General features: G+C 68.8%; 18 protein-coding genes. 6 read left to right on the top strand and 12 right to left on the bottom strand.

The genetic code is table 11. The features are described 5' to 3' along the window. The first annotated feature begins 453 nt into the window (after nucleotides 1-453). Nucleotides 454-1446: a transposase gene (locus OG718_RS05955; protein ID WP_328843499.1), complete on the top strand. Its 993-nt coding sequence runs from the start codon at nucleotides 454-456 to the stop codon at nucleotides 1444-1446. A gap of 593 nt (nucleotides 1447-2039) precedes the next feature. Here OG718_RS05955 and OG718_RS05950 read toward each other — a convergent pair. The 6 genes from OG718_RS05950 to OG718_RS05925 all read right to left on the bottom strand — a co-directional run bounded on the left by OG718_RS05950 (nucleotide 2040) and on the right by OG718_RS05925 (nucleotide 9215). Next, nucleotides 2040-2834 (bottom strand): S1 family peptidase, encoded by a 795-nt coding sequence (locus OG718_RS05950; RefSeq protein ID WP_328843498.1) that lies wholly within the window; start codon nucleotides 2832-2834, stop codon nucleotides 2040-2042. Nucleotides 2835-3160: 326 nt separating this feature from the next. Continuing rightward, nucleotides 3161-4228, bottom strand: a complete 1068-nt coding sequence (locus OG718_RS05945) for an LLM class flavin-dependent oxidoreductase (RefSeq protein WP_328843497.1) — start codon at nucleotides 4226-4228, stop codon at nucleotides 3161-3163. Between the two features lie 752 nt (nucleotides 4229-4980). After that, entirely contained in the window at nucleotides 4981-5949 is a 969-nt protein-coding gene (locus OG718_RS05940) for an endonuclease/exonuclease/phosphatase family protein (protein WP_143643841.1), read from the bottom strand. Nucleotides 5950-5989: 40 nt separating this feature from the next. Then, a complete protein-coding gene (locus tag OG718_RS05935) occupies nucleotides 5990-7000 on the bottom strand; it encodes a D-alanyl-D-alanine carboxypeptidase family protein (protein ID WP_328843496.1) in 1011 nt (336 codons plus the stop codon). Nucleotides 7001-7111: 111 nt separating this feature from the next. After that, nucleotides 7112-8404: a HAMP domain-containing sensor histidine kinase gene (locus OG718_RS05930; protein ID WP_328843495.1), complete on the bottom strand. Its 1293-nt coding sequence runs from the start codon at nucleotides 8402-8404 to the stop codon at nucleotides 7112-7114. A gap of 1 nt (nucleotide 8405) precedes the next feature. Further along, nucleotides 8406-9215 (bottom strand): response regulator transcription factor, encoded by an 810-nt coding sequence (locus OG718_RS05925; RefSeq protein ID WP_328843494.1) that lies wholly within the window; start codon nucleotides 9213-9215, stop codon nucleotides 8406-8408. A 1569-nt stretch (nucleotides 9216-10784) separates the two neighbouring features. On the opposite strand from OG718_RS05925, the gene OG718_RS05920 reads away from it, so the two are divergent. Beyond that, on the top strand, nucleotides 10785-11432 hold the full coding sequence (locus OG718_RS05920) for a CHRD domain-containing protein (protein WP_328843493.1): 648 nt from the start codon (nucleotides 10785-10787) through the stop codon (nucleotides 11430-11432). Nucleotides 11433-11692: 260 nt separating this feature from the next. On the opposite strand, the gene OG718_RS05915 is transcribed toward OG718_RS05920, so the two are convergent. Both OG718_RS05915 and OG718_RS05910 read right to left on the bottom strand, forming a co-directional pair. Beyond that, nucleotides 11693-12772 carry a glycoside hydrolase family 5 protein gene (locus OG718_RS05915; RefSeq protein ID WP_328843492.1) on the bottom strand — a complete coding sequence of 360 codons (1080 nt, stop codon included), beginning with the start codon at nucleotides 12770-12772 and terminating at the stop codon, nucleotides 11693-11695. Nucleotides 12773-13313: 541 nt separating this feature from the next. Then, the gene (locus tag OG718_RS05910; protein WP_328847693.1) at nucleotides 13314-13823 is read right to left on the bottom strand and encodes a MarR family winged helix-turn-helix transcriptional regulator; all 510 of its coding nucleotides are present in this window, start codon (nucleotides 13821-13823) and stop codon (nucleotides 13314-13316) included. 101 nt (nucleotides 13824-13924) lie between these two features. Between OG718_RS05910 and OG718_RS05905 the strand changes: the two genes are divergently transcribed. Next, nucleotides 13925-15403, top strand: a complete 1479-nt coding sequence (locus OG718_RS05905; protein WP_328843491.1) for an MFS transporter — start codon at nucleotides 13925-13927, stop codon at nucleotides 15401-15403. A gap of 125 nt (nucleotides 15404-15528) precedes the next feature. On the opposite strand, the gene OG718_RS05900 is transcribed toward OG718_RS05905, so the two are convergent. From OG718_RS05900 to OG718_RS05890, 3 genes are all read right to left on the bottom strand, one after another. Further along, entirely contained in the window at nucleotides 15529-16476 is a 948-nt protein-coding gene (locus OG718_RS05900; protein ID WP_328843490.1) for an HpcH/HpaI aldolase/citrate lyase family protein, read from the bottom strand. Then, on the bottom strand, nucleotides 16466-17683 hold the full coding sequence (locus tag OG718_RS05895) for a CaiB/BaiF CoA transferase family protein (protein WP_328843489.1): 1218 nt from the start codon (nucleotides 17681-17683) through the stop codon (nucleotides 16466-16468). Before OG718_RS05895 ends, OG718_RS05900 begins: the two co-directional genes overlap by 11 nt. 178 nt (nucleotides 17684-17861) lie before the next feature. Next, the gene (locus OG718_RS05890; protein WP_143643849.1) at nucleotides 17862-18788 is read right to left on the bottom strand and encodes a LysR family transcriptional regulator; all 927 of its coding nucleotides are present in this window, start codon (nucleotides 18786-18788) and stop codon (nucleotides 17862-17864) included. 182 nt (nucleotides 18789-18970) lie between these two features. Between OG718_RS05890 and OG718_RS05885 the strand changes: the two genes are divergently transcribed. The 3 genes from OG718_RS05885 to OG718_RS05875 all read left to right on the top strand — a co-directional run bounded on the left by OG718_RS05885 (nucleotide 18971) and on the right by OG718_RS05875 (nucleotide 23447). Beyond that, nucleotides 18971-20404 (top strand): CitMHS family transporter, encoded by a 1434-nt coding sequence (locus OG718_RS05885; RefSeq protein ID WP_328843488.1) that lies wholly within the window; start codon nucleotides 18971-18973, stop codon nucleotides 20402-20404. A gap of 187 nt (nucleotides 20405-20591) precedes the next feature. After that, nucleotides 20592-21980 (top strand): prolyl oligopeptidase family serine peptidase, encoded by a 1389-nt coding sequence (locus tag OG718_RS05880; protein WP_328843487.1) that lies wholly within the window; start codon nucleotides 20592-20594, stop codon nucleotides 21978-21980. Nucleotides 21981-22175: 195 nt separating this feature from the next. After that, the gene (locus tag OG718_RS05875) at nucleotides 22176-23447 is read left to right on the top strand and encodes a poly(ethylene terephthalate) hydrolase family protein (protein ID WP_143643852.1); all 1272 of its coding nucleotides are present in this window, start codon (nucleotides 22176-22178) and stop codon (nucleotides 23445-23447) included. A 116-nt stretch (nucleotides 23448-23563) separates the two neighbouring features. Here OG718_RS05875 and OG718_RS05870 read toward each other — a convergent pair whose 3' ends face one another. Next, nucleotides 23564-26719, bottom strand: coding sequence for a glycoside hydrolase family 38 C-terminal domain-containing protein (locus OG718_RS05870; protein ID WP_328843486.1), 3156 nt, complete (start codon nucleotides 26717-26719; stop codon nucleotides 23564-23566). Nucleotides 26720-26731: the final 12 nt, after the last annotated feature.

Below are 26731 nucleotides of genomic sequence, written 5' to 3'. Positions count from 1 at the left end.
TCGACGCCTACGGCATCGAGATCAACCAACGGGCTCACACACCGCAGCCGTACGACCTCGGGCTACCCCGCACGAGGGACACCGGGCAAGATCACCGCCGTTCGCGGCTGGTGACACGGTTCTTCCTGGCACCCCTAGACGGAAGCCGGGGCCAACGCCAGGACGGGCCTGGTCGAGGATCGTCCGTCTCCGTGTCCGCCGCTTCTTCTGCGATCAGCCTCGATGCCCGCGTCGGACATTCGTGGAACAGGTAGTGGGCCTGACCGAGCCGCGACGCCGTTCTTCGACGGCGGCGCGGTCGGCGATGCGGTCGGTTGCCGTGGGGCTCGGCGGCCGCCCAGGCGCGCACGCCTCTGCGCAAAGTTGCGGCTCTACGACCGACGGACATCCATCCTGGGCGAGTTGGCCTCTCCGGCTGTACCAGCGCGGGCTCCACGGATCCTCGGTGGACGTATGCCCGATCGTGAAACCGGCACGCTCGCCGCCTGGCTTCAGGAGCACCCCGGCGCCGAGATCATCTGCCGGGACCGCCTGATGGCATTCACCAAGGCCATCAGACAGGCTGCCCCGGACGCGCTGGAGGTGGCAGATCGCTGGCACCTCCTTCAGAACCTCTCCACGGCAGTTGAGAAGACCTGCCGATGGCGCCGTGACTGCCTCCGACGGCCAGTCGAACCAGAGGCGAGCCCACCGTTGGCCACACCGGATACTCCGCTCCTTGACCGGATCCGACAGCGCCACGCGGAGGTCAACGAGCTTGCCGCCACCGGCCTGCCGCTCAACGCCATCGGCAGCCGACTGCGGCTGGACAGCAAGACGGTCCGGCGCTACCGGAACAAGGATCTTGCAGAGCTTCTCGCCTCGGCTCAGGATCGGGGCCACGGTGTCCTCGACCCGTTCATGGTGTACGTGCAGCACCGCTTCCACACGGGCTGCACCAGCTCGATGCAGCTCCATCGCGAGGTGCTCGCCCTCGGCTACACCGGCGGATACCACGTCGTGCACCGCTACGTAGCGACCATCCGGAAGGGCATTGCGGTCCTCGCCCGTTCGAACACTCCTCGCCCTCGCGACATCACCTCATGGATCATGCGCCCCGAGGAATCACTCAGCACGTCCGACATGGCCCAGCTCGACGCTGTGCGGAGTGCCTGCGCGGCGATCGCCCAGGTCTGCGACCTCGCGCGGAAGTTCACCGACATGCTCCGCCAACGCCGCGGCCACATGCTGCGGGACTGGATTCAGAAGGCCGAGCTGGGCGGCCCGGACGCCATTGGGATCTTCGCCGACTCCATCCGCCAAGACCTTCACGCCGTTACCGCCGGCCTGACCCTGCCCTACAGCTCCGGCATCGTCGAAGGCCACGTCAACAGAATCAAAACGATCAAGCGGCAGATGTACGGCAGGGCCTCATCCGCTCTGCTCCGAGCCGACATCCTCCTGTAGTCGTAGGCATCACGGAAGAGCGGTCAGAACCCCGAAACTCACCCGGGTGTGCGCCGAAGGGCCCCGGCCGGTGGCCGGGGCCCTGTGATCACCGCGCGACGGGATGGTGAGTGAGAGTCGCGGCCTGGGTGGCAGGGGCCGTACTGGGCGGCGTCCGCCCACAACGGCAGGTCGACCTCCAGCCGTTGGTGGCGATCAGGCCTGCCGTGCGCGGCACCGACGCGTCGTCCTTGGCGTCGACCTCGGGTACGTGACGGAGGAAGTGACCGCCATTGAAGCGCTCGCACGGCCCGAGGTAGGTGACGGTGTGGACGCCGACATCGACGAGCGTGCTTGGGTGAGTGCGAGACGCTCGCTCCGGTGCCGCATTGTGTCAGCGGGTAGGCGTGGCCCTGGCCGAGGACCCGATACACCATGACCGAGTCGAAGGGGTAGTCCAGCATCAGGAGCCGGACCTGCTTGCTCCACAGAACGGCCGGCACGATGTCTTGGGCGAACGGACCGGACCGGTCGTCGGACCGGTCGTCGGGTCGGTTGCCAGGAGAGCGACGGCGCTTCGAACGGTCGCGCGGCGGACGGAGCCGTGAACATGGCTACTTCGGGATGACGTGCCCGAGTCCGTGAGAAGCGAGCGGGGCACGGAACGGCTTCCAGATGTCGGGTGCGGCCAGGTTCGTGAAGAGTCCGGTACAGGTGTTCGTGTCGCCGCTCACGAGGCCGTACACAACTGCCTTGCCGTGTGCCTTCATCGCGAACAAGGGGCCCCCGCTGTCCCCAGGCGCGACCCGCGATTCAGCGGTACCCGCGCAGATGAACTCCTTGTCCCAGACGCCTCCCTCGGTGTCGAACTTCTGGACGGGCAGTTGTGCTTCCTGCAAACGGGACGGCTTGGCCTGATCGTCGAGATCGGTCCGTCCCCAGCCGGCAGCGTGTACGAGATGCCCGGGCCGCAGCGTCGTCCCCAGGGAAGGCAGCATTGCCCGGGCCTGGGACACTGGGCTGTCGAGCACGATGAGCCCCAGGTCCGTATTGGTTGTGGTATCGAACTCGGGGTGGCTGTAGACGGAGAAACGGTCGCTGGTCACCACCGTCCCTCCGGGGGCATTCGAGTCGGCTCGCCCGACAACCAGCCGAATCGTCAGCTTGCCCTGCTCTGCGAACTTGGCGCAGTGTGCCGCAGTGGCTACGACGCGGCTGTCTATGAGCACCGCACCGCAGTAGTGCGACCAAGCTCCGTCTTCACCCCGTTGCTCGATCTGTACGGCGAAGGGCCGCTCCCCGTCCGCGACCGGCACCCCGCCGACAATTGCCGACGCGGAAGGCGCCAGGGTGAAGACGCTGCCAATCGTGCAGACCCCCACAAGGGAAGCGACCGACAGTCCGCTCACTGACTTACGCAAGATTGACCTCACTGTTGCCTGCCACCGGGCTGAGCTCCGGCGGACTTGTTCGGTGGACGACACCAGGACGTCCCTTCCGACGGATCCTGATACCGCCACTCATCCGTTCGGCCTCAGCGCTGTGTCCGCCTCATCTCGGCCTCTTCTCAACTGCGTTGCACCACGAGCGCGGCCGCAGAAGAGCTTCTTCTTGTGCTCAGAAGGTGCTGGAGAATTGGGTCTCCGGCACGGGACCGTCTGGCGGGCCAGGGCGATTGCAAAGCCCTGGTGATCTTGTAGGTGTGCAGGCCAGGACGTGCGGCAGGCGGCTCGGCTCAGGTGAGGAGTTTCGCGAGCTGGGCCATCTCGGTGGGCGGGTCGATCACCGGCTGGATGAGGAGTTCGTTGACGCCTGCCTGTTCCAGGGTGGAGATGCGGGCGAGGAGGTCGTCGCGGGTGCCGACCAGGGCCAGGGTGTTCATCAGCGAGGGCAGCACCAGGTCCCGGTCCTGCGGTGCGATGCGTCCGAGGTAGTTGGGGTAGAGCTTGGTGTGCCGGTCCGGCGCGGTGGCGGTGGTGCCGCGCCGGTCGAGAAGCCGCTGCACCGCCTGGCGTTCCTCGGGGCCGAGTTGCTCGGCGAGGGCGGGTGTGTCGGCGGCGGTGTCGGCGGCGAAGGCCAGCAGCGACAGGACGAGGTGGCCCGTGGCGTCCCGGGCCGCGTCGCCGTGGGGGTCCTCGTCATCGTCGAGTAGGTGGAGCGAGGTGACCACGTAGGAGTCCGTGTGGGGGTCGGGGTCGCGGGGTGCGTGCTGGGCGGCGTGGCGGCGGGTGTCGTGCAGCGCGTGCCAGGCGGTGGGGTCCAGCAGGCCGAAGGAGATGAGGCCGGTGTTGCGGCGGCCGGCGACGGCGGCGGCCTTCGGTCCGAGCAGCGCGGCCACGACGAACTCGATCGAGTCGGCGGTGTTCACGTGCGCCCCGGAGTGCAGGAACCGGATGTCGCGAACCTGGTCACCTTCGCGGTACTCGGTCGAACGTCCGGCGCACAGGTCCTGCAGCGCGACGGTGAAGTTCTCCAGCCTGGCCGCCGTGGTCGGCCGCATGCCCAGGGTGCGCCGGGCGGTGTTCCCGGTGCCGACTCCGCAGATGATCCGGCCCGGCGCCAGGGCGTTGAGGCTGGCGAGCCCGCTCGCGGCGGCCGGGGCCGAGCGCAGCGCCGGTGAGGTCACGCCGATGCCGAGCCTGATGCGGCTGGTGGCCCTCGCACACAGGCTCAAGGCGACGAAGGGGTCGCCGTGGACCATCGGGGTGTCGTTGACCCAGAAGCTGTGCAGGCCCAACTCCTCGGCCCGCACGGCGAGGTCCTCCACACCGGGCTGCGCGGCGACAACGACGCCTGCACGCATCAGAACCTCCAAGGTGTGAGGGTCGAATCGAACCCTTTCAGCATGGCAGGTCCCGGCGCAGGGCCGTTGCGAAGTCGCGTGATCTTGTAGCGTCGCAGGGTGGGGTGGCCGTGCCTGACGCATCGAATCCCCGTGGATGCAGATTGCCTTCCCAAGTCGTCTGCCTGCAACGGATCTTCGATGGGCCGTCAGCCTGCCATGCCGTCTCTCGTCACGGCTCTCCCGCTGCACCGGGTGGCGGGGATGTCGCTGACGGAGCGGCTGGTCAGGTTGCCGGACCGCGCCGTAGGCGGGGAGTCCGTCATCCGATCGTGAGCGTCGTGCTGATCGCGGCGTCCGCAGTGGTGGCCGGCGCCCGCTCGTACACGGTGATCGGGCAAGAGGGCCGCAGCGGCTCCGCAGACCACCCTGGCCCGGCCAATACCCAGGTCGTCGGCGCTTCGCGGTGCGCATCGCGCCCAGTGCCGCGGCCATCCGTCGGGTGCTGGAGCGGGTCTGCCCAGGTGGGCCGATCGATTTGGCCGGTGGCGATCCAGCGGGGGCCACGACAGGGGCAGTGGACGGCAACAGCGCCCGCGGCTCCGGCAACGGCCACGTCCCGTCCGCACATCAGTCGGCCGCTGCCGCCGTGGTCGGCGCTGTCGAGGATGCTCCCGTTGCACGACGACACCCGCCCACCCGTTGTCGCGGGACCTGGCGGCTATCCGGTCGCCGAAGAGCGAGGTGGCCGGCCTGTCATGGCTTCGGTGAGGTCACCACTTCAGTCTCGCCGCGACTGGCAGGTGGTCGCTGTCGGTGGCGGGCAGTGTCCATGACGCGCGGGGGGTCATGCCGCGGACGAGGATGTGGTCGATCCTTGCGACGGGGAACGAGGAGGGCCAGGTGAGACCGAATCCGGCGCCTGCCTCGGTCTGGGCCGAGTGCATGCCGGAGGTCAGAGGGGACAGCTCTCGGTCGTAGAGGGTGCCGTTGAAGTCGCCCACGAGGATGGTGTGGCGCAGCTGTTCGGTGCGCAGGGCGGTGGCGAGGTGATGTGCGGCGGCGTCGCGTTCGGCGGCGGTGAAGCCCGAAGCCGCGGTGAGGCGGACCGAGAGGAGATGGGCGACGTAGACGGCGACGGGTCCTTCGGGCGTACGGACGACGGCGCGCAGGGCGCGTGGCCAGGGCGCGATGTCCACCGTACGGGAGGTGTCGATGGGGTCCTTGCTCCACAGGCCGACCGTGCCCTGCACGACGTGGTACGGGTACGCGTCGGCCAGCGCCCGTTCGTACTGCGGTGTCGCGTCGCCCAGTTCTTCGAGGGCCAGCAGGTCGGCGCCGGATGCGGCGAGGGCACGTGCGGTGCGTGTGGGGTGCGGGTTGTGCTCGTTGACGTTGTGGGAGACGACGGTCAGATCTCCGCCGTCCGACTGTTTGTCGAGAAGCGTCCCGCCGAAGAGCGAGCACCAGATGAGTGCGGGCAGGACGACGGCCACGGCGGCCGTCGCGGATCGACGGATCAGCGCGCAGGACAGCAGCAGCGGCACGGCCAGGCCCGTCCAGGGCAGGAAGGTCTCGACGAGGCTGCCGAGGTGGCCGAACCGGTTGGGGATGTGAGCGTGGCTGAGCATCACCAGAGCGGCCGACAACGCGAGTCCGGTGATGATCCGGCCTCGGCGCCGAACGCCGGATCCGGCCGCGGCGTTCGCATCGGACCCAGGCAGGGGAGGAGGGGGAGGCATCGGCGGGGAAGGTACTTTGAGGAGTGCTGTCACGGCGGCTTCACCCCGTCCCGGATGTGACCGTCGACAGCCATTCCCGTACCGCTTCGATCAGGGTGCGGCTGTTGGACAGTGCGGCCTGGGATCCCTGTCGGGGACTGGTGCCGGCGTGCTGGTGGAGTACGACGCCGAGGATCAGCCGGTCGTGTCCGTGGCCGTCGGGTGCGGTGGCCGCCCACATCAGGGCGCCGCCGACGGGCGTACTGGAGCCGGTTTTCAGGCCGATCACGCCGTCCGTGCCCAGCAGTGTGTTGGTGTTGCGGATCGTGCCGGGGACACCGGGGACGGTGGTACTGGGCTTGGCAACGATGGACCGGAATGCCGCGTCCCGCATCACTCGTCGTGCCAGCTTCAACTGGTCGGCGCTCGTGCTGACGGTCGTCTCCTCCAGGCCGCTGGCACCGGTGTAGACGGTGTGGCGCATGCCCAGGTCGCGGGCGGCCCTGTTCATCTTCCTGACGAACGCCTCCTGTGAGCCGGCGTCCCAACGGGCCAGCATCCGAGCGATGTTGTTGCCGGAGGGGATCAGCATGAGTTCCAGCACCTGCCGTTCACTGAGCCGCTGTCCCTCCCGCACGGGCACGCTGGATTCCACGCCCGAGAAGGACTCGTCTGCGGCCGTCCGGTCGATGGTGATGCCTGGGCCGCCCTGACCGGATCGCAGCGGGTGGTCACGGAGGATCACGTACGCGGTCATCACCTTCGTGATGCTGGCGATCGGCACCGGCGCCTGCGTGCCCCTGTTTCCGAGATCACCGGAGTCGCCGAGGCCCTCGACCAGCGCGCTCGCCTGTCCCTGCGACGGCCAGGCGACGGACAGGGCGTGAGATTTCGCTGCCGGGGTGTCGGCCGTTCCCGGGGCGGGCCGGACCCAGGCGCCGAGGACGACCGCGATGATCAGGGCGACGGTACCGACGCATAGGAGGGATGATCCACGAGGGCGGCTCGACGTCGCCGCATGCAGGACACGTACGCGTATGTCCCGTACGCGTCGGACACGGTCGGGGTCCATGTGCAAGGCACCTCCAAGGTGTTCGACATGCTGTGTTCGCACATGTCGGTCATCTTGGGAGGCGTGGATCGCCGTGGACCGTCGGTCATATCTCCGTTACCGCTCGGCCCGTCATCCGTCCTGTATGAGTTCTGTGGCGTCAGCCGCCCGGGGCAGCCGGATCGTGGCGACGGCTCCACCGTCGACGGCGTTCGAGAAGAGCAGCGACGCGCCGATGACCCGGGCCTGGCCCGAGGCGACTGTCAGTCCCAGGCCGTGTCCGCGGCCGCGCTCAGCTGCTCCGGTGCGGAAGCGTTGCGGCCCCTCGGCGAGGAGACTGCCGGGAAAGCCGGAGCCGTGGTCGCGGACGACGACGGTCGTGCCCACGACGGTGACCTCGATCGGCCCGGCACCGTGCCGGTGGGCGTTGACGATCAGGTTGGCGAGTACCCGGTCGAGCCGGCGGGGGTCCGTCTCCACCACGGCGGGTGCGGCGCCAACTATGAGTCGTGCGTCGAGGCCGGTGCGGGCCAGTGAGTCCCGGACCACGTCGAGGAGGGCGACGGGTCGCAGGTCGGCGTGTTCCACACCGGCGTCGAGGCGGGAGATCTCCAACAGGTCCTCGACGAGGGTGCGCAGCACCTGGACCCGGTTTCTGACGAGGTCGGTGGCTTCGCTCTCGGGGAGCAGTTCGGCGGAGGTGACCAGGCCCATCAGCGGGGTGCGAAGTTCGTGCGCGACATCGGCGGTGAAGCGCTGCTCGCTGCGCAACCGGTTCTGGAGACTGTCGGCCATCGAGTCGACGGTGACCGAGATTTCGGTGATCTCGTCGCCCGTCCGGCCGCCCTCCTCGGTCCTGGCGGCCAGATCGCCCGAGGCGATGCGCCGTGCGGTGCGTGCCACCCGCCGCAAGCGCCGGTTGGGCAGTTCGGCGGCGAGCGCGGACAGGGGCACGATGACGGCCAGCGCGGCCAGTGAGTACTTCCACATGTGCCGGTCCAGGGCACGGCGACTGAGCTGGTCGGAAGTCATGTCGACCGAGATCGCCGCCAAGTGCCCGTCCGGCATGCGCTTGCCGGCCCACATCCGCGGCCGGTACTCGTTCATCTCGTCGTACACGGCGCCGGCCCCGTGTTCCCGCACCATCCGGACCAGGTCCGCCGGCATCTCCCCGGAAGCGTGCACCACTCCGTCTGTCCTGCTGCTGTCCTCCGCCGAGAGTGCGGTGTCCAGGGCGGTGGATGCCCGGGCCGCGCCGTCGTTCATGGACCACTCGTACGTGCTGTGGTGCACCAGCAGTCCGACCGTCAGCGCGATGCCGCAGCACGCCGTGGCCACCAACAGGGCGATCTTCCAGCGCAGCGAGCGCCAGTTGAGCAGGCCCCCTCTGGTTCCCGGGTCGAACCGAGGCTCTGGGATCCCCATGTCAGCGCCTCAACTTGTAGCCGAAGCCACGGACCGTCTCGATTCGCCCGGCGTCGATCTTCTTTCGCAGCCGCTGCACGCACAGGTCGACCACACGGCTGTCACCGTCCCAGCCGTAGTCCCACACGTTGCGTAGCAGTGTCTGCCGGTCCAGGACGATGCCGGGGTGCGCGGCGAACTCCAGTAGCAGGCGAAGTTCGGTAGGGGCCAGTGCGACCGGCTCACCGGCCAGGAACACCTCCAGGCCGGCCGTGTCGATGGCCAGGTCCCCGAAGACGAGCCGGTCGCTCCGACGACGCGAGTTGTCCTGATCGACGCGGGCCGTCTGATCCGACTGGTACTGGTCCGGCCGGTACTGGTCCGGCCGGTCCGGCTGGTGAGCGGCGGGTCCCGCCGGTGCCGCAGCCGGCGCGAACGTGGCGCGGCGCAGCAGCGACCGGATCCGGGCCACCAGCACCGAGGTGTCGACCGGCTTGACGACATAGTCGTCGGCGCCGGCCTCCAGGCCGGACACAATGTCCAGTGCGTCCCCGCGGGCCGACATCATCAGGATCGGGGCCGTGCTGCTCTCCCGAATCCGGCGGCAGAGCCCGATGCCGTCGAGCTCCGGCAGCATGACGTCCAGCAACAGCAGGTCGTGCCCGCCCTCACGGAACAGTTCGAGACCGGTCAGCCCGTCACCGGCGGAGAAGACACGGTAGCCGTAGCGCTCCAGCGCCATCGCGACCGACCTGCGGATCACCTCGTCGTCCTCGACGAGCAGAATCGTCACAGGCGCCAGGGCGTCTCCGCCTGCCACTGGAACCGACATCTCTTCCCATCGGACGTAGGTGTTGAAGATCCATCATGCAACAGAGAATCTCTGGCTGCCGTATTCCGTCTGCACCGGGGCCGGGGGCCGGATTTGCCGGTGTTGTCGACCGGGTCAGGTTCAGCGGCTGTGGGAGCCGCTGAGCCTGACCCTGGTCACCGGGGCGGTCGTCGCGGTGGCGGGGACAGGTCCGCGGCACCGGGAGGGTCCAGCCCCGGCGGGACAGCTTCAGCTTCGACTTATCGCTACTGGTCACCAGCCTGTAGCAATGGCCGACCTCGGAGACTCGTCTCCGGACATGGTGTCCAGTGGCCCTACCCGGCCCTTCCCACCACGCGGGACACCCGTCTTCGCTCCGATCGGGTTCTTGCCGGAGCAGTGGTTGACGGTCAGAGCCCATTGCGGCGCAAGGACTTCCACACCGCAGCCGTGTCCGTCCGGGCGTGGCTGCGCGGGACAGGACGGCTGGAACGAGCTCATGAACGGGTAGGCCTGGGTCGACTCTGTGCCACCCACCCTGCCTGTGCCTGTAGGGCAGCCGTCATGGTCGCGGTCACCGCGAAGCACGCAGTCAAAACGGTGGCCGCCCTTGGGCCTGCACAGTTGCGCACGAGTGACTCCCCTTTCGTCCGCCCCGGTCATCATTCCGGCGGACTTGTACGGAAGGACAGCAGGCGGCCGCCCCGTCCGGCCCTTCATCCTGAACCCAGCGGTCCGCCGGCGGGTTTCATCCGCGTATCAGGAACGGCGCGGCAGTTGCTCAACTGTGTATCAGCACGCGCGGACCGATGGGACGAAGCCGACCCTTGTACGACAACGGCTGGATGTATCGTCCGGGTTGCTCCGTGCGATCGGGCGGCGACTGGGCAGCCAGCAGACCTGGTCGTGGATGGTGGGCTCGATGTTGCCGAGTCGTTCCTCGGAGTGTTCAGACTGCCCCGCGGACGTTGGAACCTGCTCCGAGCCGCAACGACGGCCCCGCGGGCCGGGCACCGCGGTGGGCCGAGAGCGATGCGCACGAGCCACTGGAGGGGTGTGGCGCGAAGCGCCCGCCGTGCGCTGACGGAGTCTCCCCAGACGTTTGTGATCTGACGTGTGCAGGAGCTGGGTCGGGGGCCGAAGTGCGGCTTTCGCTGGCGGAGTTGATGGAGCTCGAGGTGCCGCCTTGGGAGTGGACCGAGCGGATTCTGGGACCTGTACGGGACCGGGCTGCCGCCGGGTCGCCGGCAGAACTCGACGACCTCGACCGTCAGTTCTGGTACGCGTGCGTGGGCGCGGTCTGTGACCGGCTGGGAAATCACACGCCTGCGATGCAGGTGTATGTCCTCGGCTTCGGACGCGAACCGGGGCCGGTACCGCGTCTGCCGGCCACTCGCGGGCTTGCTCGGTGCGGGTTCTCTGTCGAGATCGTGTTCCGAGTGATCGTGGGTCGTTTCAGGGCTGTCTCAGGAGTGTCATCGGGTGATCAGGGCCGTGAGGGCTGTCCGTGTTGTGGGTGACGGACCGCGGAGCAGCCGCGGCCGCACCACCTGAGAGGCCTCAACTGCCATGAAGAGCAAGCGTTTTGGGATGATCGTCGTATCCGCCGTCGCCGGTGCGCTCGTGCTGGCTGCCTGTAACGGTGAGGACGCTGCGACGGGCGCCGGGGCCGGTGCGGCGGCGGGTAGCCCGGCCGCCGACGGGCACGCGTCAGCCGGTAGCGAGCACGCCGCCGGGGGCGGCACCGTGCAGGGTGCCGGCCGGTGGGACAAGAACAAGGAGGACGCGACCTTCTTCTCCTCGGTCCTCAGCGGTGCGAACGAGGTACCGGTCGAGGGCGGGCCGACCGTGGGAGACAAGGACGGGCACGCGCTCGCCCTTATGCGGATCCAGGGCGACCAGGTCTCCTACGCGTTCACCTTCACCGGGATCGGGACGCCGACCCTCGGTCACCTTCACAAGGGCGTCAAGGGTGTCAACGGCGATGTCAAGATCCCGTTCTTCACGAAGAAGCTGGAGGACGGCAAGAAGTTCGTCTACGGAACGGTCACCGTCGATGATCAGGACCTGCTGAAGGGCATCAGGGCCAACGCCCAGAACTGGTACTTCAATATCCACACCGCAGAGTCTCCTGGCGGTGCCGTCCGTGGTCAGGCCTACAAGCTCTCTCCTGGCGTCCACGTCCCCGACACCATGACCGCGGAGACCCTCGACTCCCTCGTCAAGAGTGCCGGGTAACCGTCACCCCCACCAAGCCCGCCCGGACGGCCCCTTCCGGTGCGTGAGTGTCTGCCTGAGAGCTGTTCGGTTCCTGACGGGCGCGGGTGAGGAGAGGGGCGGCGCCCGTGTTTCGGCCTCGTCTTCACGAGACCGACTCGTCGATGACGCCGCCCCACACCCGCGTTCGGTCAGGCACGGGCGTGCACTTCTTCTGGTGTCCGCAGCCGGTTCCCTGCCGCGTGTCGGTCCCGGTCGCGGACGATTTCGGCGATCAGAAGTCAGGCGACCGGGAAGTTGTCGGGCGTCGCGATGCGGTCACGGATCCACACGCCCGCGGGCTTCAGGGACGAGGTGCCGGTCCAGGGCCCGTTGTTGTTGCAGGTTCCGGTCTTGAAGACGGCTCCGGAACGGTTGTCGTCGGAGAAGTTCCAGTTCGTCCAGCTGATCTTCTTGCTCGCCATGAGGTCGAGGTAGCGCTGGGACATGGCGAAGTCGTTGCTTCCCTCGCCGGCGTAGTTCTGGGTGCCGAACTCGGTGACGAAGACCGGGAGCCGGTCGGCGGCACGCGAGAGGGTCGCCAGGTACTCGTCGCGGTGCGAGTACGCGTAGAAGTGGAAGGTGTACATGATGTTGGTCGCCCGGACCGGGTTGTTCACCACTTCGGACTCGTTGGCGCCCTCGGAGACGCCGAACGAGGACCATGCGCGGGTTCCGACCAGTACGGGGGCGTCGGAGTCGATGGCGCGGATGGTCGGGATGATCTGCTCCGCGTAGCTCTTGATCCGCGACCAGCTGACCCCGCTGGGTTCGTTGGCGATCTCGTATAGAACGTTGTTCTTGCCCTTGTTGCGGTTGGCGATGTCGGTGAAGAACTGCCGCGCCTTGCTCAGGTTGGTGTTCGGGTCACCGGGGGTGAGCATGTGCCAGTCGACGATCACGTACATGCCGCGGTCCGTCGCCTGCTGGATGAGGGAGTGGGCGAGGTTGGTGAAGTGCTGCGGGTTCGTCTCGTACCCGCCCTCCTGCACATAGGTCGAGACACGCAGGACGTCGGCCTTCCAGTCCTGCGCCAGGGCGTTGAGCGAACCGTTGGTCAGGCAGTGCGGGTACCACTGGGTGCCGTGTGTGCTCATGCCGCGCAGCTGGATGGGGGTTCCGCGGCTGTTGCACAGCTTGGTGCCACAGACCTTGAGCTGGCCGTTGATGCCGACCGGTGTGGTCGCCGCGGGTGTCGCGGCTTTGAGGTCGGTGGTCGCGGAGGCGGAAGCGGTGGGGAGGACGCTCACGAACAGGAGCAGGACGCTGCTGAGCAGGGCTGCCAGCGCAGCGGGGCGCAACGACCGTGGGGGAGCCGTCATGTGAACTCCGATCACATAGCTGTCCGATAGGAAACTTTCCTATTAGTAGAGAAGCAAGGGACCCCGCCCACATCAAGAGTTCTGACGGCGTCCGCAGTTCGAGGCGTTCACATCTGGGAGTGAATGCCGGGATGCGCGCACCGACTTGCCAGTGCTCACCGTCGGCAGTAGGCCTTCTTGTTCGGCATCTCGGCCGAAGGGCTTGACGCGACTGAGGAGTTCATCCAACTCCCGGCGATCCGGCGCTCGTAGTCACTCGACGTCCATGGTCATGAACCCGTGGCATGCGACCCGCAGCCGGCTCCGGCCTGAGTGGGCATCTCTTTGAGGGTCTTTTGGGGGCGTGTCGGCTTGCGCGGTCCACTCTCCCCACGCGCTCCCCGGAGTCGTCCACGCTCCCTGGATCCTCCCCGGGAGGGGTTGGTGGTCAGGGCGTGTGTGACGTGATGCGCCCGGGCCCGACCGACTGGGTTGCAGGAGTGGCGATCAGCGATTGCTGTTGCGCAGCATTCGGGCCGCGGGCGCAGGTCGCACCGGCTGGTCAGGCCTCTGTTGCCGGGCCTTCGGCGCGGGTCCCGGGCCGGAGGCTGGTCAGGCCGGCCTCCACCGCGGTGAGCAGAGTGAGGGCGGCGTCGAGGTGTGTGGCGTCGTGGCCGGCGGCCGCGGAGACGGCCGCGGCCCATTCCTGGCGGACGAGAGCGTAGTTGGCGCGTCCGTGTTCGGTGGTGTGGACGGTGATGCCCCGGCCGTCGCCCGGGTTGGTGCGTCGCTCGACGAGGCCCTTGCGTTCCAGTCCGCCCAGGACGGTGGAGAGGTTGGTGCGCTGTAGCCCGGTCGCGGCGGCGATGCGGCTGGGTGGGGCGGCGGGCTCGTGCTGCAGGTAACGCATCACCATGCCCTCGGACGGGGAGAGCGGGACGGCCTGCTCGTCGGTGTAGCCGCGGAACTGGATCTCGCGGCTGATGATCAGCACGAGGTCGGCCAGCTCGGCCCACCGCTGCTCGTGGTCCGGTCCTGCGGTCGGGCCCGTCTGGTGCGCTTGGTCCTCCATCACGGCTCCACGATACGTGTTTGCTGTCAGGTAGTTATGGGGGCATACTCTTTATGCGCTCATAGTTATGAGTTCATAATCACTGCTCTCTGGGAGCTGTCATGACGACAACCACTTCCTCCCGGCATGCAGCGGCGACGACGCTCTCGCCCCATGCCACGGCCCGCGCCGGGGGCCTGCACCCGGTCGGGGTGTTCATCCTGCTCGCCGGCGCTTTCCTGCCGATCATGGACTTCTTCATCACCAACGTGGCCCTGCCCAGCATCGACGCCTCTCTGCACGCGTCGGCTTCGTCGCTGGAACTGGTGATCGCCGGGTACGGAGTCGCGTACGCGACCCTGCTGGTTCTCGGCGGGCGGCTCGGCGACCGCTACGGCCGTCGGCGTATCTTCCTAGGCGCGCTCGTGGGCTTCGTGCTGGCCTCCTTGGCCTGCGGTGTCGCCCCCGGCGTGGGTGCGCTGATCGCCGCCCGCATCGTCCAGGGCGCCACCGCGGCCCTGCTCATTCCGCAGGTGCTGGCGACGTTCCATCACGTCCTCGATGGAGAGCGCAAGGCCCGTGCCGTGGCCCTGTACGGGGCCACCTCCGGCATCGCCGCCGTGGTCGGACAACTGGTCGGCGGCCTGCTGGTCAGCGCGGATATCGCCGGTACCTCCTGGCGGCCGATCTTCCTGGTCAATGTGCCCATCGGCGTGGTCGTGCTGCTGGTGGCGGCCCGGATCGTGCCCAGCACGCACTCGCACCACCCCGTCGGTATCGACCTGCCCGGCACCGTGCTGTTCGCTGCCACCCTGACCGCCCTACTGGTGCCGCTGACCGAGGGGCACTCACTGGGCTGGCCCTGGTGGACCTGGCTGATGCTCGCCGTCGCGGTCGTCCTCGGCGCCGTCACCTATGTCGTGGAGAAGCGCACCGAGCGGCGCGGCGAGGTCCCACTGCTGCCGCCGTCCCTGTTGCGCCTGCCGTCGATGTCCCGTGGGCTGGCCATGGTGTTCGCCTTCAGCATCGGCTTCGGCGCGTTCATGTTCGTCTTCGCCCTCACCGTCCAGAACGGCCTGCACGCCGACGCCCTGCACAGCGGGCTGGCGATCCTGCCGATGGCCCTGCTCTTCTTCGCCGGTTCACTGGTCGCGCCCCGCCTGATCACCCGGTTCGGCCGGGCGGCGCTGTCTGCCGGTGCCGTCGTCCAACTCGCCGGGCTGGTCTGGCTGGTAGCGGTCCTGCTCGCGAACTGGCCGCACGTCAGCCTGTGGGCGATGGCCGTGCCGCTGGCCCTGGTCGGTGCCGGACAGTCGATGCTGTTCGCCGGCCTGTTCCGCAGCGTACTCGCCGACGTCCCGACGCACCTGGCCGGTATCGGCAGCGGCGTGCTGATCACCCTGCAGCAGAGCGGACTGGCGCTTGGCGTGGCCACCCTCGGCACCCTCTATCTGGCCCGGGCCCCGCACAACGTCGCCCAGGCCTTCGCCGGAGTCGAGTACGTACAGATGGCCATCGTCGCCCTCCTCGCGCTCGGCGCCGCCGCCCTGCCCCGCTTCAACAAAGCCACGCCGGTGGCCACTCCCGTCGTCGACGCCTGAACCCACCTCTTAAGAAAGGGGGCAATGATGAGTCCTCTCGGCTGTCGCGATGGTGGTCCGCCAACGGCGGCTCCCAGCAGAGCTGAAAACACCGAGGGCGGGCCGCTCTTGGCCCGTCCCCCGGCTCACGCCCCGTGTCGTTCAAGGACAAGGCGGGCCGTGCGTGCCATCGCCTCGTCGACCATCTCGCCTTGGAAGGTCACGGCGCCAGTCCCTTCTCTCTGCGCCGACTCGACCGCCGCGATCAGCTCCGCGCAGCGGGCGAGTTCGGCGGAGCTGGGAGAGAACACCTCGTTGATCACGGGGACATGGGAGGGATGGATCGCCATCATGCCCTCGTAGCCGAGGGAGCGGTTCTGTTCGGCGAAGGCGCGAAGCCCTGGCAGGTCGCCGACCCGCGTCCACAGTCCGCTGACCGGGCATGGCGCTCCGGCTGCCCTTGCGTCCAGGAGTACGCGGGAGCGCAGCGCGACCGTTTCGGTTCCTTCTGGGCTCCAGCGGTAGCCGACGGCGCGTTCCACGTCGCCGCCGGGGGCGCTGAGAGCGCCCATGTAGGCGATGCGTGCGGCGGCCCGGGCGATGTCGTAGGCCTCGCGCAGGCCACGAGCCGTCTCCAGCAGGGGCACCAGCGCGACCCGTCCAGGCGGCAGGCCCTGTTCCTGTTCGCACCAGCCCAGCAGCCGGTCGGCGAGCTTCACGTCCTGGACGGAGCGGACTTTGGGAAGGACGATCCCGGCGAGTCCGGGCCGTACGACCGCCCGCAGCTCCTCAGCCCCGGCCCAGTCGCCCAGTGGGTTGACACGGACGAACAGCGCCATCCGTCCCGCCTGCTCGGCCGACGTGGCGGCGGCCCGTGCGAGGGCGTCGGCCACCTGCGCGCGGGCGGCGAGCTTGTCCACGGCGGGCACCGCGTCCTCCAGGTCGAGGATGGCCGCGTCGGCGCCCGCCGCCCGGGCCTTGGGCAGCCAGTCGGTTCTGGTGCCGGGGACGAAGAGCAGAGAGCGCAGCGAGGGCCGGTCGACCACTCCCGTGTCTGCCTCCGCAGGGCTCTTCGAAGACTCCTCAGATGACATCGCTCTTCTCCAGATCGGCCAGCTCGTCCGCGCTGAGGCCGAGCCACTGCCCGTAGACCAGGTGGTTGTCCTGCCCGAGGGAGGGCCCCGTCCGCCAGACCCGCCCGGGGCGCTGCCGGAAATGCGGGATCACCGCCTGCATACGTACCGGGCCGAGATCGGGGTCGTCGACGGTGACGATGTCTTCGCGTTCGGCGTACACGGGGTCGGCTGCGATGTCCGCGGCGTCGAACACCCGTGAGGCCACGACTTCGGCACGGGCGAACTCCTCCAGGCACTCGCCGGTGACGCGCTCCGCCACCCAGTTCCGCAGGTTCTCGTCCAACTGCTCGCGTCGGTCGTACTGTTGCTGAGCGGTGCTGAACTCCTCCTCGGGGAGTCCCAGCAGGCGGGCGATGTTGCGGACCGAGCGCAACGTCGCGGAGGTCACCGTGATCCACTCGCCGTCGCGGGAGCGGTAGGTGTTGATCACGGCCCCTGGGGCGACCGCCAACTGGTTGCCGGAGCGTTCGGGTACTCGTCCCAACTGGTCGTGGACGATGACCTGCCACTCGACCAGACGGAACAGGGACTCGAAGAGAGCGAGGTCGATCCACTCGCCGTCGAACCTGGGGTCGTGGTCGCGGCGGTGGAGGGCGGCGAGGACGGCGTAGGCGCCCATCAGGCCGGTCACGGCGTCGCCGTGCGAGAAACCGGTGTGCACGGGTGGGCCGTCGGGAAAGCCGGTCAGGTGGACCACTCCGCTGCGCGCCTCACCCACCTTCCCGAAGCCGGGGGCGTCCGCCTGTGACGAGGTGGCGCCGAAGCCGGAGATCTGCAGCAGCACGGCCCGGGGGTTGATCCGGTGCACGGAGTCCCAGTCGAGTCCCCAGCTGCGCAGGCGTCCTGCGCGCAGGGTGACGATGACGACGTCCGCCCAGGCGACGAGCCGGTGGGCGACGAGCCGGCCGGTCTCGTGGTGCAGATCGAGGGTGACCGATCGTTTGTTGCGGCCGGCGACCTTGAACCACAGGGGAACACCGTCACGTTGGGGCCCCATGGCGCGGGCCGCGTCTCCGGCGCCGGGGGGTTCCACGTGTACGACGTCGGCCCCTTGGTCGGCGAGCATCGAGCCCGCCAGCGGACCGGCCACCACATGGGCGAACTCGACCACTTTCAGCCCGCGCAACTGCCCGCTTCCGGTGGTGTTCCGCTCGTTGTCCGACACTGCTGAGCTCCCTTGCCCTGCCGTTCCGCGTGGGTCTCCGACAGCGTCGTCCGCGTGGGTGCGGTGCGGCCGTCGCCGTTGTGTTCAGACTGCCGGAGCGGAGAAATGCCTGTCGAGCAACAGACGACCATCAATCAATGCGAAAAACGCATGAGTGGGGGAGGGGTGGTGCGCGGCCTCAAGCCCACGAAACCCCGGGAGGAAGCGGACGCTCCTGGAGGCGGAACTCCTCGAGCGTCTCCAGGAACCGTTCCGTCACGGTCGGGAGCGTTCGTCGGGCGCGCAGCGCGATGTCCAGGCGCCGGTCCACCACGGGGTCCACCAGAGGACGGCAGACGACGGGTCCGGCACCCATCAGCGGGAGCACCAGGGCGGGCATCGCCGACACCCCGAGGCCGGCGGTTACCAGTCCGCCCACGGTCGCGATACTGCCCGCCTCGGCCGCCGGTAGCGCGTGCGCGTCGATCTGGGCGAACGCCGCGTCGGTGAGCCGACGCACGCTCGAGTCGCGCCCGACGGCCAGGAACGGCTGACGAGCCAGGTCGTCCCAGGTGATCTCGTGGTGGTCGGCGAGCGGGTGGCCCACCGGCAGCACCGCGACGAAGCGGTCCCTGACCAGAGGGCGGTGCTCCAACTGCTCCGGCGGGTTGCCGACGGTGGTGATCGCGAAGTCGGCGTCGCCGGACAGGACCCGGTCCAGTACCGACCGCTCCAGGCCGTCGAGGAGTCGTACCGCCACCTGTGGGCGCCGCTCGCGGAAGTCGGAGATGACCTGCGGCAGGAGTACCGCGGCGACGGAGGGAAGGGTGGCCACGGCGACCGTTCCCGACTCGCCGAGCAGGTATCGCCTGAGCTCCTTCATGCCGGCTTGGTGAGCGGTGACGATCTGCTCGGCGACACGCAGGGCCTCAAGGCCCGCCGCGGTCAACTGCACGTTGCGGGTGTCCCGTTCCAGGAGCTGGACGCCCAGGTGTCGCTCCAGATCCGCGACCGCGCGGCTGAGTGAAGACTGGGACACATGCATCTCCGCGGCGGCCGCGGTGAAGCTCGCGGCCCGGGCGACGGCCGCGTATGCCGACAGCTGACGCAGGGTGGTGGCCTCCATGGGCGACGAGCATAGGGCGCCCCGCTGGAATTGATGCGCTTAACGCATGAACAGATCTCGGTTTGATGCTGGACACCGATCCGCCGGTGCTTCGAAACTCTCGCGTAACACCTCGGCCTGCCTCCCTCAATCAGTCCCGCCCACCGCCGCCGAGGGCCGTCCTCGAGAAAGCGAGCGCCGCCATGCTGGCAGCCCTGGGCTTCGCCACGATCGCCGTCCTCCTGCTGCTCACCATGACCAAACGCGCCTCGGTACTGGTCGCTCTGATCCTGCTTCCGGTGCTGGCCGCGCTCATCGGCGGTTTCGCGGGCGATCTGGGCGAGTTCATTCTCGGTGGGCTGTCCAAAGTGGCCCCCACCGGCATCATGATCGCCTTCGCGGTCCTGTACTTCAGCCTGATGGTGGACGCCGGGCTCTTCGACCCTCTGATCCGCGGCTTGTTGCGCGTGGCACGTGGCGACCCGTTGCGGATCACCGTCGCCACGGCGGTCCTCACCCTGTGCGTGTCCCTGGACGGCGACGGCGCCTCCACCTTCCTCATCACCGTCTCCGCACTGCTGCCGGTCTACAAGAGGCTCGGCATGAACCCCCTGGTGTTGTCCGGAGTGGTCTGCCTGGGCGCGGGCGTGATGAACATGGTTCCCTGGGGTGGTCCGACCGTACGTGCCATGGCGGCGCTGAAGCTGGACAGTTCCGAGGTCTTCAACCCCGTGCTGCCCACGATGGGCTTCGGTGTCGTCTGGGTGCTGGTGGCCTCGTACCTGCTCGGCCGCCGGGAACGCAACCGTCTCGCCGCGCTGTCCCCGCAGGGTCCGGCTCCGAACGCGGGCAAGGACGAGCGGGACGACCGTGAACCCGCCGCCGCTGCGACGGTCACGGCGACCACCGAACCTGAGCCGAGCCGGCACGCCACCCCCGCGACGGCCGACGGGGAGAGCCAGGCCCTCCGGGCTCCCGGGGACGGGCCTGGCACCGTCCGGGTCCCGCCGTTGCCACGGACCTGGCTGAACGTCTTCAACCTCCTGCTCACCGTCACCCTCCTGGTCTGCCTGATCCAGGAAGTGATGCCCCTTCCGGTGCTGTTCGTCCTCGGGTTCGCGATCGCGGTGCTGGTCAACCACCCCACATGGGAACAGCAACAGGCGCTGCTCGACAAGCACGCCAAGAGCGTGGTCCTGGTCACCACGATGATCTTCGCGGCCGGCGTCCTCACGGGAATCCTCACCGGCACCAAGATGATCGACGAGATGGCCGAGGCGCTCGTCTCCGTCGTCCCCGACTCCTTCGGATCCCACCTGCCCGTCGCGGTGGCCGTCACTGCCATGCCGCTGAGCCTGGTCTTCACCCCGGACGCCTACTACTTCGGCGTCCTGCCCGTACTCGCCGAGACCGCGCACGGCTTCGGCACGGACCCGGCCGAGGTCGCCCGGGCCGCCATTCTCGGCCAGATGACCACGGGGTTCCCGCTCAGTCCGCTCACCGCCTCCACGTTCATCCTGGTCGGCATGAGCGGCGTGTCGCTGGGCGAACACCAGCGCTTCATCTTCCGCTGGGCCTTCGCCACCACCCTGGTCATGACCGTCGGCGCCCTGCTGACCGGCGCGTTCTCCCTGTGACCGGCGACCCGGGTCCCAGCGCATTTCCCCCGCCGTTCGTGGACTCCCGGCAGCCACCGCACGTGCCGCTGAGACCTCCAACGCGCCGCCCGTTCCCGGGAGTCCGGAGCAGGGCGACCGCCTCCACTCACAACAGGCACCAGATCCGCGCGACCCAGTTCCCCACAGGACCGAGACGAGGACGCACATGAGACGGATCACCAGACGTAGGGCGCTCGCAGTCACCGCAGGCGCGGCAGCGGCGCCGGCCGTGACTACGGCAACCGCCGCGGCCGCCGGCACAGGCACATCCGAGGGACAACAGGCGGCCGGGGGGCGTAATCCGGTCCTGCGAACGGACCTCGTCACGCGGGTGACGCCGAGGAACAACTGGCTGGTGACAGCCGTCGCCCTCCAGTACTCGCACCGCATCGACCTACGTGGCGGGGAGATACCGCCCTCGGCCTTCCAGGTGAAGGCCACCGTGGGCGGGCAGACAGCGGCTCGTACGGTGACCCGGGTCTACTCCAGCACCACCGCCGAAGTGGACGACCGGTCCCGCCCAGGACGGCCGGGGGACCGACTGATCATCGAGCTCGACCCGAACGACTCCAACGCGCGGGCCGCGGGCATCGACCCCCTTCCGCTGGACCGTGCGTACTCCGTCAGACAGATGGCGGACGTGCACACCCCGGAAGGCGAACCAGTGCTCAGGGCTGGTCCGTTCGCGGTCCGGAACGACAACGTCACCACTCCCGTGGTCGACGACTTCGCCGCGGGTTCCTTCACCGACTCCACCGGCTTCGAACTGGACTTCCGGCTGTACAGGCCCGAGGGATTCGTACGGAACCCGCGGACCCGCACGCGGTACCCGCTCGTCGTCACCCTGCACGGCGGTGGTGAAGTCGCGGACAACAACATGACCCAGCTCACCTCCAACCGGGTCGCGGTCGCCTTCGCCAAACCGGAACGACAGCGCCGCGACCCCGCGTTCGTCCTCTCTCCCCAGATTCCCCTGCCCCGTCCCATGGACGGACCCGACGGCACGGACTGGACCGATGCCAAGGTCCAGGCCGCTCTGATCGAACTCATCGACACCTTTGTGAGCGAGAACGCCCGTAACGTGGACACGGCCCGGCTCTATCTCGTCGGCCTGTCCTCGGGCGGGCGCGGTATCTACAGCCTGCTGGCGAAGCGACCCGACGTGTTCGCGGCCGCCCTGCCCACGGCCGGCTGGGGCGACTCGGCCACCATGGACAGGATCACGCACATCCCGATCTGGGCCGACCACTCCGTCGACGACCCGGTCGTCCCCTACCGGGAGGGCCGGTTCGGCAAGCCCGGCACCTGGACACTGATGAACGCGCTGGAGACCGCCGGTGCCCGGGTCAGCCGGGGGGAGTGGGCGAACGACCTGCCGAAGGCGCAGTTCGAGGCCAGGTCCCGGGAGCTCCTACGGCAAGCCAAGGCCACGCGCAGCCACGTCCTGTTCACCAGCTACACGTCCGGCACGACACCGGTGAACCCACACCTCGCATGGGCCCAGACCTATGAGAACGACGTGGTCATCGACTGGCTCTTCGAACAGTCCCGGTAGCCGCCGCACGCAGCTCCCCTTTCTCCTTCTTCCGCACGGGGAGAGATCAGCCACCGGCCAATCGCCAGCTCTCACAGCACCGGCGCACCCCGCTGTCCGGTAACCGCGCTCTCACCACAATCCGGAGGTAAAGCAATGCGTCCATCCCGTCGCTCCACTCACACGGCCCCGCCGTTACGGACCCGGCCCCGTGCCATGACGGCATTGATCTCCCTGGCAACCACCATCGGCCTGACGCTGACTCTGCTGACGGCCGCCGCCCCGCCGGCGGCCGCCGCAGACCTGCTGTCCCAGGGCAAACCCGCGACCTCCTCGTCCACCGAGAACACGTCCACTCCCGCCTCGGCGGCCGTCGACGGCAACACCGGGACGCGCTGGGGGAGCGCGTTCAGTGACCCGCAGTGGCTGAGCGTCGATCTGGGCGCCGCTGCCACCATCAGCCAGGTCGTGCTGCGCTGGGAGGCCGCGTACGCCCGAACGTTCCAGATCCAGACCTCCACCAACGGCACCGCCTGGACCACCATCTACTCGACCACGACCGGCGCCGGCGGCGTGCAGACCCTCGACGTGAACGGCAACGGCCGGTACGTCCGCCTGCTGGGCACGCAGCGCGGCACCGCCTACGGCTACTCGCTGTGGGAGTTCCAGGTGTACGGCTCAGGGGGCGGCACTCCTCCGGGCAACGGCGTCCCGGACCCGACGGCCACTTCCCTGGAGGCCGCCAACGGGCCGCTGACCACCGCCACTTACACCGTTCCCGGCCCGAGCGGATACGGCTCAGGCACGGTCACGTATCCCACCAACAGCGGCTCGTACCCGGGTGTCGTACTGATGCCCGGCTATCAGGGCACACAGCAGAACCTGCAGTGGCTCGCACCCCGCCTCGCCTCCTGGGGCTTCGTCGTCGTCAACGTCGGAACCAACACGCTCACCGACGATCCCGAATCACGCGGCCGGCAGATCACCGCGGCAGGCACCCAGCTGATCGCGCTCGGCAACACAGCTGGCAACCCGCTGTCCGGGAAGGTCAACGGTACGCTCGGCGCGGTCGGTCACTCGATGGGCGGCGGTGGTGTCATGGCGGCTCTCCGGGACGACGCGCGCTTCCGGGCTGGCGTGCCCACGGCCCCGTACCACCCGAACGCGAACTTCTCCGGGGTCACCGAGCCCACGTTCTTCCTGACCTGTCAAAGCGACTCCGTCGCCCACGGCAACACCTATGCGGTGCCCTGGTACAACTCCATGTCCCAGGCAGAGAAGCTCTACGTCGAGGTTCCGGGCGACCACCTGTGCCCGATGACGGGCTCCGGCAACAAGGCCAAGCAGGGCAAGTGGATTGTGTCGTTCCTCAGTCTCTGGCTGCGTGCCGACACCCGCTTCAGCCCGTTCCTGTGCGGTCCCGTACGTGACCCGGACAAGAACAATCCATCCCTGGTCACGCGCTGGATGGACACCTGCTCGTTCTGACCATCCCGCTCGGAGCGCTCCGCGGCCCGCCGACGCAGCGCTCCGAGCCTGCCGCCGGATCCTTCGAGGGCCAATGCCACGACACCGAACCCTCCATGGTCGCCACTCCTACCGAGTCATCCCTCGGACGAGTCCAGGTGGAGGACGACCGCCACCGTGCCCAGTGCCGGCACGGTGACCGGGACGGTGCCCTCCGGTTCCAAACCGATTTCATGCGGTGTCAGACCGAGGTAGTTGGTACGGAACGCCGTGCCGACGACGAGCGGAGTGCTGATGCGGCAGGTGACCGGGACGTCCGCCAGGGACTGCAGGCGGATCATGAGCTGTCCCTCGCTCGGGACGGTCAGGCCCACGAGCCGTACCTGGGGGTGGTCCACGGTCAGGAACCGTGTCTGTGCCGGTAGTTCGGCCCGGGTTTCGGCGCGGGCGCGGACTGGCACCAGCGGATGGCTGGTGACGGCGGCGGTGCGCGCCGCCAGCTGATCGCCGAGCCCTGCGGCGTTCTCGTCGGCCTCCGTGACGGCGATGCTGTAGCGGAACGTGTGGTGGAACGCCTGCTGGGCGGGGAAGTTCGTGTCCCAGATGTTGTTGTGCACCCAGGAGAACACGGTGCCCGGCTCCTCCTGCGGAAGCGACTGCGGGTAGGGCGCGTAGGGAATCACGATTCCGCCGAGCTGGACGAGAGGAGCGTCGGCCGTCGCCAGCGCGGCGTGATGGGTGTCGTCACTCAGGCTGATCCAGCGCCGGATCGCCCGCATGTGGGTGGCAGATCCCGGCACGGTCTCCCGGTCGGTGCCGAGGACGCCGCCTGTGGCCTCCGTGTGCACCACGGGGTTGTCCAGGGCGAACGGGAAGGCGAAGAAGGCACTCTCCTTGGTGAGCGTCGCGGTTTTGTCGATGCGGTTCTCCACGTCGACGCGGGCCGCGTCGTGCGGGAGGTGCACCTTGACCCGGAGCCGGCGGGTTCCGGCCGGGGCGCACTCGTAGACGAGGGTGTGGCCGGTGGCGTCCGTGGTGCGGTCGACGAGGGCCGCCGGTGGTGCGGTGCGGCGCGAGGCGAGCAGGTGCATCGAGTCGTCGGCGACGGTCTTGCTGGACTGGTGGTTGAACGCGCCGGCGGTGGCGTACTCGTCGTACACGTAGCCGTTGAAGCCGATGACGGCATCCTGCCGGACCAGTTCGCGTCCGGTGCGCTTGTCGACGACGGAACCGATGCACGCTTTGCGCAGGTCGACGGTGACCCGCAGGTGGTCGTTCTCCAGGACGGTCGGGTCCGTGGACGTGATCACCCGGTCGCTGTCCTGCGGGGGAGGGGTGGTGCCGGGGACGATGTCCAGGCGCAGCGAGCCGCAGGCCGGTACGTCCGTGACGGGCACGTGCAGGAACCGGCCGGCCGCACGGTGGCGGTCGTTGCTCTGAGCCTTCTCCGTGAAGGGCAGGGGCGTGCCGGTGCGAGCATCCAGGACCTGCACGGCGTCGCCCAGCGCGACCGTGCTTTCCGGCAGGAACAGTCGTGCCGTCTCCGTGCGCGGCCAGTTGCAGGTGTTGACGATGTGGAAGGATGCCACTGCGTCGGCGGCTGCGGCGAACGCTTCCCCGAGCAGCGCGGAGGCGGCGTCCAGGAGCGTCTCGGCGTCGTCGTGAGCGCGCATGGCCTGGGAGTACTTCCAGTGCCACTGCTTCTCGCCGGATCCGTGGCCGTGATCGCCATGGGTCCAGGGGTCGCCGGCACCCCAGGTGTGTTCGTTGAACAGCGAAGCCGCTTGGTAGACGGCGGGTGCGATCGCTGTGACCGCCGTGCTGCCGGGTACGCCCATCAGGTGGGCGTACCCGGCCACGGTCTGCGCTTCGGCGAGGGCCGCCTGGCCGCGGCGCGTGGCAGCGAGCGGGACGGCGCCGGCGCCGACCCCGTCGACCCACCAGTCGCTCCAGTCGCCACGGTAGGTCTCCAGGCGGTCCCCGACGCGCTGCTCGGCATCCTCGAAGAAGTCCTGGTTGCGGGAGGAGCGCAGCTGCGGGTAGGCCCACTGCTCGTTCCAGCGGCGCACCGTGTCGGCGATGATCCGGCGCGGCGGGCCGTTGTCCGCGAACTTGCCTAGCACGCGCAGGTGCAGGACGTCCCACGGGTAGGGGTCGGCGGTGGCGGCGTGGTCGAGGATGGGGAAGCCGGGAATCCCGCGCCCCTCGTGCGGATAGGGGAACTTGGCCAGTGCGGCCAGGTAGGCGGGCAGCAGGTCGTCGATCTGGTCGTAGGACTCGTCAAAACCGAGGATCGAGCCCTCCATGTATGCCAGGCCGTGCGGTGTGTCCGTACGCCACACCAGGACGTTGTTCCCGCTGGGTGCCTGCCAGCGGAACAGCCGTGGCAGGTGTTCCCCACCGACGAGGTGCGGGACGGCGCGCCCGGCCCAGTTGTGCGCCACGGACAGGTAGCGGATGCCGTTGTCCGCCAGGACGTCGGGCAGGCCGACCACCTGGCCGGGCACGTCGGTCTGCATGGCCGTGGTGATGTCGATGCCGTGGCGGTCACGCAACTCCGTGACCGGGCGGATCAGTTCGTGCAGTTCGTCCGTGGAGCACGTCTCCGTGTGGAGGTTGAACGGCATCGCTGTGAGCTCGACGCGTCCCTCGCGCACCCGGTCGAGGAAGTTCGCCACCTGGCGTGCCGGCCGGTTGGCCTGCCAGTTCTGGAAGGAGTGGAACCCTTCGACGGCCCAGCGGAACCGGGCGGGTTCCGGCCAGTCGTCGGTGTCCCGGCACAGTTCCAGCAGCGAGTCGAGGTAGGCGCGGGACTCGGCCATGACCTGCCCCTGGGGGTCGGTGTAGCCGATGTCCAGGTGGGAGTGCTGCACCAGGTGCAGCGTCCAGTGGCGCTGCGGGCGGGCCTCGAAGTCGAGCCAGGTGCCTTCTTGCAGGTCGGGGAGTTCGATCCGCAGGGGTATGGGCGCGCTCACCTCCGGCACCAGGACGCGGGTGTCCGTCCCGGGGCCGGACAGGATTTCGCTGCGGACGGGTGTGCCGCCACCGGTGGTGACCCGGACCCTCGTGATGTGCGGTGCCTCGGTTTCGGCAGCCACGCCGTTGCGCTGCAGCCGCAGCCGGATGGACTGGAGCAGTCCGCCGGAGCCGTCGTGACGCAGCAGGGGTTCACCTGACAGGTGCACTTGCAGGTCACCCATGCCGACGGTGGTGGTGACCATGCGGTCGCGCAGGATGCCGCGTGCGATGTCGGAGTCCCACCAGGACGGCCGGGTCAGCGGTTGCTTGGACATGGTGCGTGATCG

The sequence above is a fragment of the Streptomyces sp. NBC_00258 genome, from assembly GCF_036182465.1.
Taxonomy (GTDB): domain Bacteria; phylum Actinomycetota; class Actinomycetes; order Streptomycetales; family Streptomycetaceae; genus Streptomyces.
Note: the sequence above shows the minus strand (reverse complement) of the source record. Positions and strands in the feature narration are given on the sequence as shown.